Here is a 16,135-nt window from a genome sequence, read left to right on the forward strand (position 1 = left end):
CTAAAGACGACTCGCCTCGCGAACACGCATTAAAACAGCGCCAGCTGCGTGCTGGGTATTTCTATGTCAATGGCGCCGTCAACTGTTTGCGCCTGGTAGCCAATAAATTTTTTCACGTTATACGCCAGTAGCTGTCCGTCGTAGTCGGTGATGAGGATCGGGCCGATGGTACTGACGACTGTGCCGGCCATGGTACTGTTCCCTGTCATGTCAATCACACTACTAAGGTCGCGGCCATCCGTGTGAAAATAATCTTCACATGTGATGAATTCTCGGTTTGGGAAATCCAGCCCCAATTGGTGGTGAATGCGCACCAATGCATCAGCCAAGGTTTTTTCTGCTGCCGCAGTGTCCAGTGGGTGTTTGATCAGCTCTAGTTTTTTGCTGGCGGCCACTGTTTCCATGATGCCCTCCAGCCCGGCAATTTTCGCTTCATATTGCCGGGCGATTAACGCCGAAGCAAACGTCTCCAGTTTCAGCGCCAGGCGCGCTCCCTGCTCCAGCAGCCGCCGAATGCCGCGCTCTTCCTGTGAGATACCGACTTTAATAACTCCTGGCGCAAAATATGCCAGATAGACGAAGTGCGGGTTTTGATTAATCTTTTCCTGCCGGGCTGACAGCGAGTTAGCATAATAAAATGCTGGATTAAACCCTCTTCGGTCACGGCATTTGATGCAGTTCTCATATTTTGTCTCCGCTATTGCCTGCTCTGGGCACACTTGGCCGCAATGATTCTCAAAATCCACCCAGCCCGTGCAGTATTTAGCAGAAAAATCAAACACCAGTGACAACTCCTGCCCCAAAACATCACCACGCTCAGTCTTGCCGTCAACCTGCCACTCCAGAAATGGCCGGTTTTCGGTATCAAAGCTGGCGTAGCTTAGCAAAAACTCCCCAGACATAGCACCATTATATCAAAAGCCGCCCGGGTAACCGCCCGGGACGGCTTCAAATGTCAAAACGGTCTATAGCGGCGCTTCGACAGCTGCCCAGGTGGCGTCCGGATTGTCATCAGGGATGATGATGGTGACTTGGTCGCCGACTTCGATGCGGAAGAAAGTGACGCTGGCAAGCAGGATGCGATATTCACGGCCGTTGGCTTCGACGTAGTAAACGCCGTCGTGCTGGACGAGCGTGCCGATGACTTGTTTGCGCGAGACCGGGCCGATTTGCTTGTAGATAAAACTGCCGTCCTCGGCGATGGTTAATTTCAAGATGTCGCCCTCGACGAGCTTGGACTTCGAGGCGTAGTTCGCCGGGATTGGATAATTCTTGCCATCAGGCCCCATCATCATTTGGCCGTCAAACACACCCTCGATCACCTTGCCGGCAACATCGTCCGACGAAGTTTTCGGCGTGACGACTTGCCCATCGTCACCAACGATGCTGATCAGCAGCTCCTTGGCCGCCGCTAAGTTGGTTTCTGCTTCTTGGATGAGCGTCCTGAGGCGCTTCACTTGCTTTTCCGGTAAATCAGACATATGGCTCGCATTCCTTGTCTATTTTTGATAGTACGTGAGTGTAATATAGCACTAATTATGTGAGTGTGCAAGCCCCATTGCCTATTCGCATCGGCTAACGGCTTGTCTTTCCACAAGGATAACAGATAGTCAGGCAAAAATGTGGTAATTTTTACCCTTGCAATCAAAATACCGCCCATGGTATAGGGCGGCATAATGATTTCGAAAACAAATTGGCGTCATGTTCAGAATGAAATTAGCTGAGCTCAACGCTAGCGCCAGCGTCTTCCAAAGTCTTCTTTGCAGCTTCAGCGTCGTCTTTTGAAACTTTTTCTTTGACTGGTGCTGGAGCGCCGTCAACGATAGCTTTTGCTTCACCGAGGCCTAGGCCGGTGATTTCCTTAACAGCCTTGATGACTGCAACTTTTTGAGCACCTGCGTCCTTCAAGGTAACGGTGAACTCAGTTTTTTCGTCAGCCGCAGCAGCGTCACCGCCAGCAGCTGGACCAGCAACAGCGACAGCTGCAGCAGCTGGCTCGATGCCGTATTCATCTTTCAAGTGATTTTTCAATTCGTTAACTTCCAGAACTGTCAACTTGGTCAGTTCTTCAGCCAATTTCTTAATATCAGCCATGGTATTCTCCTTAGATTATTAATTATTTATCATCTCGAGTCATCCAATCTTCAACGCCTCCTCTTTTCGCGCCGGGCGCCTTGAATGGCGCTCGGGCTGCAATCGCTGTACGGAGACTTATGAAGACCGAATAACTCGAGATGATTGATTGCTAAACTTAAGCCGCAGCTTTGGCTTCGATGCCGTCCAAAAGTCCGTGCAAATTGCCGCCAAGCGCGCCCACAGTGTCGTGGACTGGTGAGAGCAATTGTGCCACCACTTCGGCGACAAGCTGGTCTTTGCTTGGCAAGCCTGCCAGCGCCTTGATGTCAGCTTCGTTGATGCCGAGGCCTTCACCTGAGAAACCACCAGCCAACTGCAGTGCTGGATGCGTCTTTGCAAACGTGTCCAAAACTTTCGCTGGCATGACCTCGTCTTCGGCACTGATGGCGTAGACCAACTGGCCAACCAAGAGGTCAGTGTCAGTTTCTTTGTAGGTGTCGACGCCCTGCAATGCTACGCGCACCAAGCGGTTTTTGACCACCTTGATGACGACGTTTGCCTCACGAGCAGCCTTGCGCAGCTCTTGCAATTCAGCCACGCTCAGCCCCTGGTACCGCGCAAATGCCGTACCTTTGGCGTCTTTCAGAAGCTCTGTTAGTTCAGCAACCAAAGTTTGTTTTTTATCGCGTGAAATTGCCATAAAAATCCTTTCTTTGATTGAGTTAATTTCATTCTTTTCGCCAATTTGTTAACGTGCGGTAATGGAGAATCAAAAAGACGTCTTTGATTCTCGCACTACCAAAGACGTCAAATAAAACTGTTCGTTTCATCCCTCGGCGGCATTTTTATACCTCAGTTCCCTTCGGTCGCGCGCTGTCTTTGGTAATGTTCATTAGAATTGTAGCAGAAATGACAACGGGATGCAAGATAATGTTGGCGTTATTTTAATGGATTTTTGTATGGGCATTGACGAGTGCGTTTATTTCTACGGTTTCTAGATAGCACATCTCTTACGAATGGTGTCGTACCCCCAGACGCCGTATGCTTCGTGGTTATCAATTGCATAATCAAGCTGTTACGATATAAAGAACGCACCTTAACACGGGCTTGACTGGCTAACCTTGGAAAACTATAAGCGCTATAATAAACTCGAGACATGGGATGGTAGTTTTATCATAAAGGAGGGCGAATATATGAGAAAACTATTAATGCTAATATACACAATGGTACTTGTCGCGGTTTTGGAGGAAACTTTACATTTCCTTGGTACAATACGCCGATGCCGTACGACCGAGGTCAGATAAATAATCTATATAATTAATTGGTACGCCAGAAAAGAGGGTAATATGAATAAAAATAATCGTCATGGAGATAGTTTGGTGAACAAGAAAAAAGCGTCTATCTTAATGATAGCAGTGTTATTATTGGCTGTTACTATTGTCCTATATCTAATATCATTTTATCAGGTTAATACTCGCAAAAATACGCCAATGCGGACAGTGCAGATGTCTACTATGCATCCTGTCTACGGGTCTGTGGAGTCAATGATCAATGCAAAAGAGACTTCGCTGGTGGCAGAAGCGGTGGTTATGGACAACGGAACAGTACGGTCAGTTCGCGACGTGGCTGATGAGAATGTGCCACCAGATGTGCACACTGACTATGTCATTGAGCTGACAAGAGTTATCAAGGGGGATGCTAGAGTTAAGTCGGCAACTATTGCTCTTATGGGTGGTGCTGTGAACGGAACTAATTACGTCCTAGAGGGTGTACCGACCCTAAAGAAAGGTGATCATATTCTAGTGTTTGCTTCTCGTGGGCGTGATAGTAAATATTATCCGCTATCTGGCGGAACAGCAATTGCAAAGTATAGCGGCAGAGGCCAATACAGTTTGACCAAGGAAACAATTGCCGGTAACGGAGACAATGACAGAAGTTTCACTGCAGATAGCTTGAAAAGTATGGTGAAGTAGGCTCGCGGAGCAGTTTAGGTTAACATTGGCATAGAATAACTCCACCGGATATCTTGGGCGGAGTTATTCTATTTTGGGTGCGTCGCGCGCGAAACCAATATTACAAACTAGTTTCAACTTTTACGCTCGGCCCCATAGTGGTGGCGACGGCGATAGATTTGACATAAATGCCCTTGAGGCTGGATGGCTTTTGGGCGTTCAGGCTAGCGAGGAAGGCGCGGGTGTTTTCCGCCAGTTTGTCAGCGCCAAACGAAACCTTGCCGATTGACAAGTGGACGATGGCTTGCTTATCGACGCGGTACTCGACTTTGCCGGCCTTGGCTTCAGACACGGCTTTGGCGACGTCGGTGGCAACGGTGCCGGACTTTGGATTTGGCATCAAACCGCGCGGGCCGAGCAACCGGGCGTACTTGCCAAGCTTTGGCATATACTGCGGTGTTGCGACCAAGATATCAAAGTTCAGTTCTTCCTTGTCGAGTTGGCTTAGGAATTCCTCGTCGCCAACGATGTCAGCACCAGCCTTCTTGGCAGCAGCATGTTCGGTCTCCGGTGCGAACACTGCCACGCGAACGTCCTTGCCGGTACCATGTGGTAGCGCTACGGTCGAGCGAATGTTTTGGTCGGCTTGGCGTGGATCAACACCGAGGCGAACATGAATTTCAACGCTGGCGTCGAACTTGACTGGGCTGGTCTCGGTGGCTAGTTTCAGCGCTTCGTCAAGGCTGTACAGTTTATTTTTCTCAATCTTCTTCGCAGCTTCCTGGTATTTCTTGCCGCGGCGTTCCAGGCGTGGGCGAGTGATTGGCTTTGGGCCTTTCTTGGCATGTGCTTCGGCATCGTCGGATTGCGGCGTGGTGTCGCCTGCTTCTTTGCGGGCTTCCTTTTCGGCTTTCTCGGCAGCCTCGTCGAGGGCTTTTTGACTGCGTTTGCCGGCCTTGGCAACAACGGCTTCGCGCTCGGCGATAACGTCTTTATCTTTGACGTCGTGCGGCTTACTGCTCTCAGGGGCGCCTGACTCAGCTTCGGCAATTGCCGCTTCAATCTCAGCGATAGTGTTCTTGTCGCTGACTGCTAGTTGTAGTTCTGCTGCTTTTTCGAGCAGCTCGGCTTTCTTGGCCATACTAATCCTTTCTGTGGTACAAGCGGCGACTCGCGACCTCTCGGGCGAATCTGCCTCCCAGCATTGATTTGATGATGGTGAAATTATAGCATAATCAGGTGTTTACGACTAGTCTTTTGTCTCGTCACTCCAGGTGAAAGGCATAATGCCAGATATACTCTTGATCGGTACAAAATAAACAAGTCCCTTACCGCTCGCGTCTTTGATTCGTAGCATTGGCTGACCGTGACTGAGCGGGAAATCTGCTATTGACGTTATCTTTTCCTGGTGCCTGGCCATCTCTGGTATGACGAGGCTAATGGTGTCGCCGCAAATCTCAAATGGCTCTTCGCCGGGTTCAGATATCGCGGCCGGTAGCTCGGCGATTTCCTCTGGTGAGTATGAGCCTGACTCGTAAATATTGATGTCAATTGCCCAATACTTGTTCACCATACAGGATACCAAATTTCCTCGGTACAGATCATTAAAAATATGGCACAGCTCTGATCGCGCCTCGTCGATAACATCTTCGAGCATTTTTTGCTGTTGCCAGAGACAGGTGTTTATGAACTCGTTGCTCTTAATGAGCTCGGTCGCAAGAGTCGCAGTGTTATGTAAATTATCAATCAAATCGTGGTCGGGTTTAGAAGGTGTGATATCTGGATCATCCTGACGAATACACGTGTTAAGATGTATGCTGTCAGGAATGATAAAGAGTAAATCATCGGGTGATTTCTCATCAATATTTTCTAGGACGATAGCCAATCGTCTTCTGCCATGTACCTCGAGCACATCAAACCCTTCGGATCGCAACTGGGTAAACGAGGCTGTCTCGCTGCGGATATCACCTAAGGGAGCTTGTCGGTATACAATGCCTTGTCCAGAAAATACACCGTTTTCGCAAAAATCGCTACCGACGACAGCCTCTAGATCTTTTATTAGTTTGTTAAAATCATCTTCATCAGAATAAGCTGCCGTGTCTTCAATTTTATGTATTATATTTCGCGTTACCTCATTATTTAAGAAATCAATAACGTCGATGTTTTCGTTGGCGTCGACCGGTTCATCAGTTATTTCAATGTTAATGACATTATCACGCGAGATGGCGTGAGACATACCATTAAGGTCGACTATTTCAAAATATGGATAATTGTCCTCCATTGTTACAGAAATACATTGAGCGTTAATAGTGTCATTATCATATCTTAGGCTGGGGTGTAGCGTTACGATTGACACAGTATTATCGTTAGCGATGACGTCAAGATAGTTGTTGATATTATCAAGCGTATTTTGGATGAGCATGGCCTGCTCTTCGGGCGAAGCGATCTGATAGCGTCGTTTCGCCAGTAGGACGTCAATTTCACGGACTTGGTTCAAAATATAAGAGAATGTATTTCGGGGTTTTTCATTTGAGGTCAATTTGTCGACATCAAGTTGTAGTAGGGTTTCTGGTGACAGAGGGATGGCTTTGTCGCCAATTGCTAGTGCGACGACGCGTTGTTTGGTGGTGATACTAACTCCGGCAACGCACTCTTCAGTCGAAACGGTTGTATAGGTAAACGGCCCTAGCTCACCATTCGTCTGTTCAACACCAAGTCCGCCGTCTGGTAATTCGTGAGCGATTGTGACAGTGGCCGCTTCGCCGAGGCACTGTGGGTCAAAATAGCATGTCGAGAAATCTTGCGTTAGTTTGTCGGGGTGATACTCTGGCGGTATGTCGCTTAGTTTTTCACTGCTATATGCGGCGAGGTCTCGGTTGATGCTTGCGACATTGCGCCAAAATGATGGACTGTGCAGCTCTGAGAGTAAATCTATTCGAGTCGCTTTTAGTCGGTCGTGTTCCATGGGATTAGTTATATACTACCACTGTTGTTGGGGCAAGCATGAGCTGCTTGGGTGGCGAAGTACGACGGATATATTGTAAAAATAGATTAAATATGGTATTGTATGAACATGAGTAGATTTGAAAGTAATTACCCGGGTGGTGGACATGAAAATGATTTCGAGAGTATTATTAAGGGTGCTGGCCTAGAGGGTGGGGTTATCTCACCGGAGTTGCGTGTACCGGAGCGCTGCTCGAACTGTCCAACACTGTGTCGTCTACAAGCCGAACTTTCTAATGCTGCGTCAAGATTGCAGCCGTGGGCGGAGCAGATCATGGAGGCACAGGAACGTTTGGACAAGGTTGCTGGGCAGTTCCCGGCCGAGGCTCAGTATCTAGCGGCTAATGTATTGGGAAGGGATCGTCAAGATACCGCTAATAAGTTAGCGCGACTAGGAGAGATTGCTGAGGCAGCTCAGAAAACTGCTGATGATATGACACAGGTCTGTGATGGACCAGTTGCAGCTACGGGGGTTGGCAGGCGGAGTACGGTCAGTGCTTTATTCTGTGATAGTGATATCGTAAACCAGCCTGGCTCTTTTAGCCGGGAAGAAGCATACATTCTTAGAGGGCAACAGCGCAGCGGTTTCGGTAACGTGTTGTCTAGCTTTCGCCGTATCTTTCGCCGTAGCTTACGTTAACCTTATTTAGGTGCATACGGTTTCTCTGCTATACTAAAGGTATGAATAATATCACAATCACAGACATTCACGCACGACAAATTTTAGATTCTCGGGGTAATCCGACGGTGGAGGCTGATGTTCGGCTGAGCGATGGCTCGTTCGGGCGGGCGGCAGTGCCGTCGGGCGCCAGTACTGGTTCGCACGAGGCGGTCGAGCTGCGTGACGGCGACTTGGCGTATGGTGGCAAGGGCGTCCTACGGGCGGTCGAGCATGTTAATGTCGAGATCGCGCGGGCGCTGCGCGGCATGGATCCGTTTGCGCAACATCGGGTTGATGAGCGGATGCGGCAGCTGGACGGTACGCCAAACAAGGGGCGGCTCGGGGCGAACGCCATCCTAGCGGTCAGCCTAGCGGTTGCCAAGGCGGCGGCTGAGTCTAAGGGTATTGAGCTTTTCGTCTATGTCAATCAGCTGGCGAATGCCGGCACGATGAGCCTGCCGATGCCGATGATCAATGTGATGAACGGTGGGCAGCATGCGCTTGGTGCGACGGATATTCAGGAATACATGATCATCCCAGTCGGTGCGTCGACGTTTGAGGATGCGATGCGGATGAGTGCCGAGGTGTTTCACGCGCTAGCGAAAGTGCTCAAGGCCGAGGGCTACCCGACGACTGTTGGTGACGAAGGCGGCTACGCGCCGCATGTGCGCGGTGGCAATATGGAGCCGGTCAAGTTGCTGGCGCGAGCGATTGAACAGGCTGGCTATAAACTGGAGCAGGATTTTGCCTTTGCGCTTGACGTAGCCTCGAGTGAATTCCATGAAGGCAATGGCCAGTATCGGTTGGAGACGGAGCATCGCACGCTCGATGTGAATGGTATGATCAAGATGTATAAGCAGCTACGGGCTGAATATCCGGTGGTGTCGATCGAGGATGGGCTGGATGAAGGAGCGTGGCATGACTGGCAGACGCTGACGACGGAGCTTGGCTCGACGACGCAGCTGGTCGGTGATGATTTGTTGGTGACGAATGTGATGCGGCTGGACCGGGCGATCGCTGAAAAGGCTGGTAACGCGATTTTGATCAAGCCAAATCAAATCGGCACATTGAGCGAGACCATTCAGGCGGTGATGATGGCGAAAAAGGCCGGCTGGAATACGGTGATGAGCCACCGCTCGGGTGAGACCGAGGACGTGACAATTGCTCATCTGGCGGTCGGGCTCGGTACGGGCCAGATCAAGACTGGCTCGATGTCGCGTTCAGAGCGCATCGCCAAGTACAACGAACTGATGCGCATTGCCGAGATGCGACCGGAGCTAGAGCTGGTGCGGCCGTTCAAGCAGTCGTAGTTCATAGGTTACGAGACAAGACGTCGGGCGCCTGGTTGGCTGTAGTAGAAGTTATTGCCGCAAGGCAACCAGCTGCCCGTCGTCAGTAAATTTGATGATCCGTGAAGGCACTACCCCTGTCACTTCCCCGCTGTCAACGTAGACAGCCACCTGATCGCCAAAATACGCGATCGCCTCGTTGATTGTGGCGGCTGGTAGTTGCTCGCCGGGGTTAGCGCTTGGTGCGAGCAGTGGACCGACCAGTCGAATCAGCTCAGATAATGCTGTGTCTGGTGGTACGGCACGAAATGCCAAGGTTGCGTCAGTACGTACTAGGTGTGGCATAAAGTCGGGGCTGACCCTGGCAGCAATAGTGGTCGGCCGTTCGCAGTACAGCTGGTCATAGATATACCGCTGCTTGGTGGTGAGTTCGGGAATGTTGTCGGCGCTACTAAGCAGGATGATGCAGGATTTGGTGCGGTCACGCTGGCGTACGCGGTACAGCTCATCAACTGCCCTCGGGCTATCAGCTCGAGCGAGCAGGCCATAAATGGTGTCAGTTGGCGCCACGACGAGTTTGTCAGCTCGTAGCGCCTCGATAACGACAGTATCAAGTAAGTTTTTGGTGATCACCAAATGATTATACCACAATAAAATTGCTCCCACGGCAGGGAGCAATTTTAGACGAACAGGTGTAAATTAGGCGGCGACTTCTACGCCCATTGAGCGAGCGGAACCAGCAACGACTTTCATCGCGCCCTCGATGTCGATGGCGTTTAGCTGATCCATTTTTGCTTCGGCAATTTCCTGAAGCTGTGCGCGAGTGATTGTGCCAACTTTCTCGGCGTGCGGCTTGCCTGAACCCTTTTGAATGCCGGCTTTTTCGCGGATCATATCATCGACTGGCTGGCCAAGCGATTTCCACGTAAAGGTGCGATCTTCAAACACCTGAATGTGGACGATAACGTCCTTGCCCATCATATCTTTGGTGGCGTCGTTGAATGGATTGATGAAATCCATCATGTTCAGCCCCCACTGACCGAGGGTTGAGCCGACTGGTGGCCCGGCGGTTGCTCGTCCGGCAGGGATGCGTAGTTTTAGATTACCGATAACTTTCTTTGCCATAGTTTCCTCTTATTTTTTCCGTGCGTAACCACTGTATTATAACGAAAATTGTGCTAGAATACAAGCATGAACGCTCGCAGCATCAAGCCAATTCGTCGCCTGATCAACATGTTTGGGGCGCTCGCTTACAGCCTGTTGATTTTCACTTATGCGGTTATCGTCGGTGCTGGGTTGTTGTGGCTGGCGCGTAGTGGCCTACTCATGCAGCTCGGTGTATCGCCAGAGACAGTCCAGCCGGCACCCACCCCGCCCACTACGCCGATTGATACGACGCCTCGTGCAGTACCGTTTATGTTGCAGGTCGTGCAGCTGATGTTGATGTCGGTGATGACAGTCGCGGTGTTGGGTGTGGTGGTGATGCTACCGTATTGGCTGGGGCGCTGCGGCTCGTATCTACTGAAGCGCAGTATTCGATTATGTCACAGCCAAGTGACGCTGGCAACCCTGTTGTTCGGCAAGATATTGGCGTGTGGCATCGGAACGGTGCCGGTGCTGATCATGGCGATGTATGATGCTAGGCAGTGGCCGATCGCGGCGGTGCTACTCGGAGTAATTACGGTGGCGCTGGTCCTCTTTGCTACGCAACACTACCTCGCCAAAAGTAGCGAGGTAGTTGAAGCCAAGGATGTCTGGTAGCTTGGTGGTGTATCGCCGCGCGGCCAGATGATCAGGCGGCTAGACTTTCTTGACCTGCAGTGCGTCCAACTCGACTGGCGTATCGCGGCCAAACATACTGACCATGACCTTGATCTTGCCCTTGATAGCGTCAATTTCTGCAATTGAGCCATCAAAGCCCTTGAATGGCCCGTCAATGATGGAGACCACTTCGCCGACCGAGAAATCAATCTGATGCTTTGGCTCTTCGACGCCCATACGCTTTTTGATCTTGGTAATTTCTTTGTCAGACACCGGTGTTGGCGTAGTGTCAGCACCAACGAAGCCAGTTACGCCCGGCGTGTTGCGGACAATGTACCAGGTCTCGTCGGTCAGCTTCATTTCGACCAACACGTAGCCCTGAAAGATCTTGGCATCGACAACCTTGCGCTTGCCGTTTTTGATCTGAATTTGCTTTTCTTTCGGCACCATGACGTCGAAGATTTTGTCGGCCATGTCGACGCCGTTGATGCGCTGGCGGATGGACTCAGCGACCTTTTCCTCATAGCCCGAGTAGGTGTGAATGGCGTACCACGCGCGAGTTGAATCATAGCGATTTGATGACATAAATTCCCTTTCCTATTTCAAAATTTGATTAAAGCCCCAGTTAAAGCCGGCGTCAAGCAGCAAGATCAGCACCACAAAGATCAACGTAAATACCAGCACTGCCGCCGTCATGCTCCAGGTGGCTGAGCGAGTCGGCCAGCGCACCAATTTGAGCTCCTGCCACGCGCCCTTGAAATAACCAACGTCGCCTGATTTTTTGGCCGTGGTTTTTGGTTGCTTTGGTGAGGTGCTGGTCGCTGTCACCGTTTTTTGGCGGTCTTACTGGTGGTTTTTTTGGTGGGTGCGGTTGATTTTGGTTTATGTGGTGACGGCTGCTTCGTCTCGTCATCTTTCGCGGTGATGCGGCGAACCCTCGTCTTTGATCCTGCTGCGTTTTTTTGTGCCATAGTTTCTCCCAATTTAAAAGTCTGCTTCTTAGCAGACTGTCAAGTCTATTGTAGCGTGTCCGGGCCGTGATTGCAAGGGCGGTCTCACGCGGACGTGGGCGGGTCGGCCAGCTCAAAGCTAAACGTTGAGCCATGATTGAGTCGGCTTTTGACAGAGATGGTGCAGCCGAGCTTGTGCGCCAACTTGCCCGCAACGTACAGTCCCAGTCCGGTGCCGCTGGTCTCGCGGGTACGATAATCCTCGGCTCGGTAAAATCGCTGGAAAATCTTTTTTGGTCAGTCTTGCCGATGCCTATCCCGGTATCGATTACCGCAAATTGCACGACGCCGTTACGCCGGTGCATCCGCAGCGTCATCCCGCCATGAGGCGTGTATTTGATGGCGTTGATGATAAAGTTTTGTAGTAGCTCGGTCAAGTACAGCCGCGAAACCTTGATTACGCCAATCTGCGCACTCACATCGAGGTCAAACCGCAACCCCTTCTCGGCCGCTCGCGGCGCAAACTCACTGTGTAACGTGCTGGCCAGCTCCATCAGATTAATCGTCTCCGTCTCGTCCGCCGCCCCACGTTCAGCGCGCGATAAGGTACCAAGGTCATTGATCATTTTAGCGAGGAACATCACTTGATCGTGCGCCGCCACCAGCGCCTCATGCACCTTTTGGGTGTAGCCTTTCTCGGCGAGCAGTCGAGCGTTATCAAGCGCTCCCTCGGCAATGGCTACCGGTGTGCGCAGTTCGTGGCTGACAACACTGATGAACTCATCACGCTCCTCTTCGAGGCTTTTTATCTTGGTGACGTCGCGCAGAATCAACACGTAGCCATCAGTACTGGAACTGCCGCCCAAAATCGGCGCAAAGGTCGCCTCCAGTCGCAAATGATCGCCATCGCTGAGTGGCATGATCAGGTCGTCACGGGTACGGATTGACGGCGACTTACTGAGCTCCTCAAACACGTCGATCGGTGTACCGCTGAGCGTTTGCAATTGAAATGTCTCGCTGATGTGATGACCGTGCAGCGTGGCATTGGTGTCCAGTAGGCCAATCATTGCCGCATTATAAATCGTAATGACGCCGTGAGCGTCAGTACTTAGCACCGCGTCGGTCAAGCTGTTTACCAACGTCATCATCTGGCTATGCTCTGGCGCGACCTTCACCTCGTCGCGTACGCGCTGCTGACTGCGCCCCATGCGCCATCTGCCCATCCCTTGTCTCATATGATTTTAGTATAGCACATGCTACACGTGTGGTGTATGGTTTTTCAGTGCCGCTCGGTGCGTTTTGTAGGCTGGGTCGATGGCCGCAACCTCTCGCCAAAACGCGTCGGAGTGATTCATCTGGCGGGTGTGAGCTAGTTCGTGAATCAGCACATAATCAAGCAGCTCAAACGGCAGGTTCATCAGTGCGATGTTCAGGCTAATCGTGCCGCGCGACGAGCAGCTGCCCCAACGGCTCGAGGCGTGCGTCAGTTTGACGGTTTGATAGGAAAAGCCGTGTTCCTCGGCCAGGAATTTCAGCCGTCGCGGCAGGTAACTTCTGGCTTCTTTGCGTAGCGCTATGATGACGACTTCACGAATGCGCTGCTGGATGGCTGGAGTAGCGATGTCGGTGCCAGGCGGCAGCTTGACAAGGATGCGGGTGCCGGAGCGCTTGATAATGGGTTCGGTGAGCGCGGGCTGGGTTTCGATGATCAGGTGATGACTTTTACCAATTGATTGATCGTGCGTGTAGTAGTGACCTTGTTGATGCTCGCTCAGGAGTTCGCGAATACGCGGCCGGGATGACTTGATAAGCGTTTTTGCGGCGAGCAGCGGTGCGTACGTCGGCAAGCTGATCCGCAGCTGCCCGTTTGGCGCGACTTTCAGTGACACCTGACGCGCCAAGTGCGAGCGCCTCACCGTGATTTCGCCAAATTCAGCGTCAGTAATCGTTGGCATGTATAGCTCCTAGCTAACGCGAATACGACTGAACACTGGACGTTGCGGACGGCGTTTGGGAGTATCAGCCTGAGCAGCCTGCGGTTGGGTCGGAGCGGCTGTAGTATTCGGGCGCACGTCGGCCAGGCGCTTGAGCAAGGTGCGCGCTTGGGTGTTATAGGTGTGACGACCACTGATGACGACGCATGGCTCGCTGGGGTGCGGCGATGAGAATTGTTTGATCTTGGCATCAAATGCCGCCTCGTCGTTATCGTTGGCCTTGAGCCAGCGCATTTTGGCAGTCGCGAGGTCGGTTTGCACCCAGACAAAGAGAATCTTATAACCAGCAGCACGGGCTGTCTTGGCGAGCTCAACCCGCCAGGCTCGCTTCTCCGTTGCCCCTTCAAACACGATGGTTTGATGGGTCTTCATCAATTCCTTGAGCAGAGTGCCGCTCGCATAATTAACGGCCGCCTCATCATCGGATAATGCCGCTAAGATACCAGAGTCCAAATGCGGCGCATGAAACATCTCAGAAAACTCAGCCGCGAATTGCGACTTGCCCGCCCCCGGCACGCCAACCATGGCAATGATGTGAGGAGAAGAAAGTTGCAAAGGTTTCATATATGTTAGTATACACAAAAAATCCCCCTTATCCAAGGGGGATTCTCGCCTGAAACCTCGCGCTTCAGAATTAGATTCTCGGAGCGGTCAGTCTCTTACAGGTGGCGTCGGCTGGCGACGTATGCTAGAGCTGAGGTAACCAGTGCACCGATGCCCAGACCACCGAGTACCATGTCGGTCATACCAGTTCGTGGTAGTGCGGTTGGTGTTGGTGGGGTTGGGGTGGTTGGCTTTGGATTACACTCTTCGCTGTCGATACCGACGAACCGCTTAGTGTCTTCAGCTTCTTTCTTGGTGACTTCGCGGATGGTCTTGGTAGTGACGTCACAGACCTTGATCTTTTCACATTTACTCAGATCAGTGGTGTATGGTGGCGTGTTCTCTTTGCCCTTTTCGACTTTTTCGATAACACCAGTTTGAACGTTGCAGGCCTCGACTTTTTCTGGTACATCGACCGTTGCGTTGTCACAGCCATCTTTGTCGCCAGGAATCTCTGGGGTGTCAACGCAGGCGGTGTTGACGACCTTGCCAGCGACTTGTTCTTTGATGGTTGCCGTGATGGTAAAGGTCTTTGAGGCGCCTTGCTTGAGCTCAGGGATTGTTGCTTTCCAGGTGTTGTTCTGGATGGTACCCTCAGATGCTCGCAGGAAGGTGACGCCTTGTGGTGCATTGTCAGTGACAACAGCGTTCTTCAGATCAACGTTGCCGGTGTTGGTGACGGTTACCTGGTATGGGAATTCGTTGCCAACTTGGACGGTCTTGTGCTCGACGCCATCAACTTTTTTCTCGATTTTGATGCCAGGGTTAGCCTTCGGCGTTTCTGGCTGGATGGTGAACTGCTTGATACAGTCGTTGCTGGTGCGATCACCAAGGCTGGTCGTGACTGTGACGCGAGCGGTGTAAGTGCCCGCTTCCTTGATGGTAGCGCTGGTCTCGCTGGTCAGCGCTGAAGTAGTGTTGCTGCGTGAGAAGACTTCCTTGCCTGAAGCATCGGTGATGCTAAAGGTGTATGACTTAACGGTTGCACCGTTCTCGACTGTTGCGTGAGCCTTTAGGGCGACCGTGTTAGTCTGGCGATTAATAACTGGCTGGTCAAGTGCTTTACAAGTAGCCACTGGCTGTGGTTTCGGTTTTGGTGGCACAACAACATTGGTGGCGACAACCGGGTTACCACATGGCGTCATGATGGCGAACTTAAAGCGACCCTGTTCATCAAGCCGAATGAAAGCTTGCTGTGCACTGCTCATGCGGCTGGCTGGGACGACCTTGGCGTTGGTGCCTGAGATCGGTGTACCACCGCTAATATTACGGATGGCTGTCCGGGCATTGGTGGCGACAACGGTGCCGTTATCGAGGCGAACCTCGCCGTTACGGTAGACTGCACCATTAACGTAGTTGCCGCTCAGCATCTCGTAGGAAATACCGAACGCACCGTAAATTGTTGATACGCCTTTGTTGAAATATCGTTCGCGCATCTCTTGTACCGACATGGTACCACAATACACCACGGCGTACTTGTCACAGTCGCGGGTATTGTCAATTGTTTCTGCGTTGGCGTAGTAGACCAGTCCTGCTCCGAAAGCAGCGACCAGCGACAGCGCCACGATCTTAAGCTTTGTACTTAATTTCATAACATCCTCCTCACTGGTTGTTTCCCCAATATTATCACACAAGCATTATTTTGTCAATAACTTATATCATATTTTTTCAAAATGGTTAGTTTGGGTCAGTTTGCAGAATATTTTTTTCTGTTATAATAGATACGCTAACCCGCTCAGCGAGACGATAGGGGCATAGTTCATCGGCTAGAATGGCGGTCTCCAAAACCGCAGAGGTAGGTTCGATTCCTACTGCCCCTGCCACGATTTATGGTGTGACGACTTGA

At 51.4% G+C, this 16,135-nt stretch carries 17 protein-coding genes and 1 tRNA gene; 5 read left to right on the top strand and 13 right to left on the bottom strand.

The annotated features are described in order from the left end of the window. Nucleotides 1-29: 29 nt before the first annotated feature. From FBF29_02030 to FBF29_02045, 4 genes are all read right to left on the bottom strand, one after another. Entirely contained in the window at nucleotides 30-902 is an 873-nt protein-coding gene (locus FBF29_02030) for a DUF2797 domain-containing protein (GenBank protein ID QJU07475.1), read from the bottom strand. A gap of 63 nt (nucleotides 903-965) precedes the next feature. Further along, nucleotides 966-1,481, bottom strand: coding sequence for a hypothetical protein (locus FBF29_02035; GenBank protein QJU07476.1), 516 nt, complete (start codon nucleotides 1,479-1,481; stop codon nucleotides 966-968). Between the two features lie 235 nt (nucleotides 1,482-1,716). After that, nucleotides 1,717-2,094, bottom strand: a complete 378-nt coding sequence (locus tag FBF29_02040) for a 50S ribosomal protein L7/L12 (GenBank protein QJU07477.1) — start codon at nucleotides 2,092-2,094, stop codon at nucleotides 1,717-1,719. Nucleotides 2,095-2,251: 157 nt separating this feature from the next. Beyond that, nucleotides 2,252-2,776 (bottom strand): 50S ribosomal protein L10, encoded by a 525-nt coding sequence (locus tag FBF29_02045; GenBank protein ID QJU07478.1) that lies wholly within the window; start codon nucleotides 2,774-2,776, stop codon nucleotides 2,252-2,254. Between the two features lie 646 nt (nucleotides 2,777-3,422). Between FBF29_02045 and FBF29_02050 the strand changes: the two genes are divergently transcribed. Next, nucleotides 3,423-4,049 carry a hypothetical protein gene (locus FBF29_02050; GenBank protein QJU07479.1) on the top strand — a complete coding sequence of 209 codons (627 nt, stop codon included), beginning with the start codon at nucleotides 3,423-3,425 and terminating at the stop codon, nucleotides 4,047-4,049. A gap of 100 nt (nucleotides 4,050-4,149) precedes the next feature. Here the strand turns inward: FBF29_02050 and FBF29_02055 are convergent, their stop codons facing one another. Further along, on the bottom strand, nucleotides 4,150-4,836 hold the full coding sequence (locus tag FBF29_02055; GenBank protein QJU07954.1) for a 50S ribosomal protein L1: 687 nt from the start codon (nucleotides 4,834-4,836) through the stop codon (nucleotides 4,150-4,152). 441 nt (nucleotides 4,837-5,277) lie between these two features. Beyond that, the gene (locus tag FBF29_02060; GenBank protein QJU07480.1) at nucleotides 5,278-6,993 is read right to left on the bottom strand and encodes a hypothetical protein; all 1,716 of its coding nucleotides are present in this window, start codon (nucleotides 6,991-6,993) and stop codon (nucleotides 5,278-5,280) included. Between the two features lie 108 nt (nucleotides 6,994-7,101). Between FBF29_02060 and FBF29_02065 the strand changes: the two genes are divergently transcribed. Both FBF29_02065 and FBF29_02070 read left to right on the top strand, forming a co-directional pair. Continuing rightward, a complete protein-coding gene (locus FBF29_02065) occupies nucleotides 7,102-7,671 on the top strand; it encodes a hypothetical protein (GenBank protein ID QJU07481.1) in 570 nt (189 codons plus the stop codon). Between the two features lie 41 nt (nucleotides 7,672-7,712). Then, nucleotides 7,713-9,002: a phosphopyruvate hydratase gene (locus FBF29_02070; GenBank protein QJU07482.1), complete on the top strand. Its 1,290-nt coding sequence runs from the start codon at nucleotides 7,713-7,715 to the stop codon at nucleotides 9,000-9,002. Nucleotides 9,003-9,053: 51 nt separating this feature from the next. Here FBF29_02070 and FBF29_02075 read toward each other — a convergent pair whose 3' ends face one another. Both FBF29_02075 and rplK read right to left on the bottom strand, forming a co-directional pair. Continuing rightward, nucleotides 9,054-9,659 carry an L-threonylcarbamoyladenylate synthase gene (locus FBF29_02075; GenBank protein QJU07483.1) on the bottom strand — a complete coding sequence of 202 codons (606 nt, stop codon included), beginning with the start codon at nucleotides 9,657-9,659 and terminating at the stop codon, nucleotides 9,054-9,056. 21 nt (nucleotides 9,660-9,680) lie between these two features. After that, entirely contained in the window at nucleotides 9,681-10,106 is a 426-nt protein-coding gene (gene rplK / locus FBF29_02080; GenBank protein QJU07484.1) for a 50S ribosomal protein L11, read from the bottom strand. Between the two features lie 66 nt (nucleotides 10,107-10,172). On the opposite strand from rplK, the gene FBF29_02085 reads away from it, so the two are divergent. Further along, on the top strand, nucleotides 10,173-10,742 hold the full coding sequence (locus tag FBF29_02085) for a hypothetical protein (GenBank protein ID QJU07485.1): 570 nt from the start codon (nucleotides 10,173-10,175) through the stop codon (nucleotides 10,740-10,742). Nucleotides 10,743-10,781: 39 nt separating this feature from the next. Here the strand turns inward: FBF29_02085 and nusG are convergent, their stop codons facing one another. The 5 genes from nusG to FBF29_02110 form a co-directional block, all read right to left on the bottom strand. Beyond that, entirely contained in the window at nucleotides 10,782-11,327 is a 546-nt protein-coding gene (gene nusG / locus FBF29_02090) for a transcription termination/antitermination protein NusG (protein QJU07486.1), read from the bottom strand. Nucleotides 11,328-11,379: 52 nt separating this feature from the next. Further along, nucleotides 11,380-12,927 (bottom strand): hypothetical protein, encoded by a 1,548-nt coding sequence (locus tag FBF29_02095; protein ID QJU07487.1) that lies wholly within the window; start codon nucleotides 12,925-12,927, stop codon nucleotides 11,380-11,382. Between the two features lie 21 nt (nucleotides 12,928-12,948). Beyond that, the gene (locus FBF29_02100; protein QJU07488.1) at nucleotides 12,949-13,647 is read right to left on the bottom strand and encodes a M48 family metallopeptidase; all 699 of its coding nucleotides are present in this window, start codon (nucleotides 13,645-13,647) and stop codon (nucleotides 12,949-12,951) included. Between the two features lie 9 nt (nucleotides 13,648-13,656). Next, nucleotides 13,657-14,250, bottom strand: a complete 594-nt coding sequence (locus tag FBF29_02105) for an ATP-binding protein (GenBank protein ID QJU07489.1) — start codon at nucleotides 14,248-14,250, stop codon at nucleotides 13,657-13,659. A gap of 95 nt (nucleotides 14,251-14,345) precedes the next feature. After that, a complete protein-coding gene (locus tag FBF29_02110; protein QJU07490.1) occupies nucleotides 14,346-15,881 on the bottom strand; it encodes a DUF11 domain-containing protein in 1,536 nt (511 codons plus the stop codon). A gap of 156 nt (nucleotides 15,882-16,037) precedes the next feature. Here FBF29_02110 and FBF29_02115 point away from each other — a divergent pair. Beyond that, nucleotides 16,038-16,112 (top strand) — tRNA-Trp (locus FBF29_02115). Nucleotides 16,113-16,135 lie beyond the last annotated feature (23 nt).

The organism is Candidatus Saccharibacteria bacterium oral taxon 488 (genome assembly GCA_013099015.1).
Lineage (GTDB): Bacteria > Patescibacteriota > Saccharimonadia > Saccharimonadales > Saccharimonadaceae > Nanosynbacter.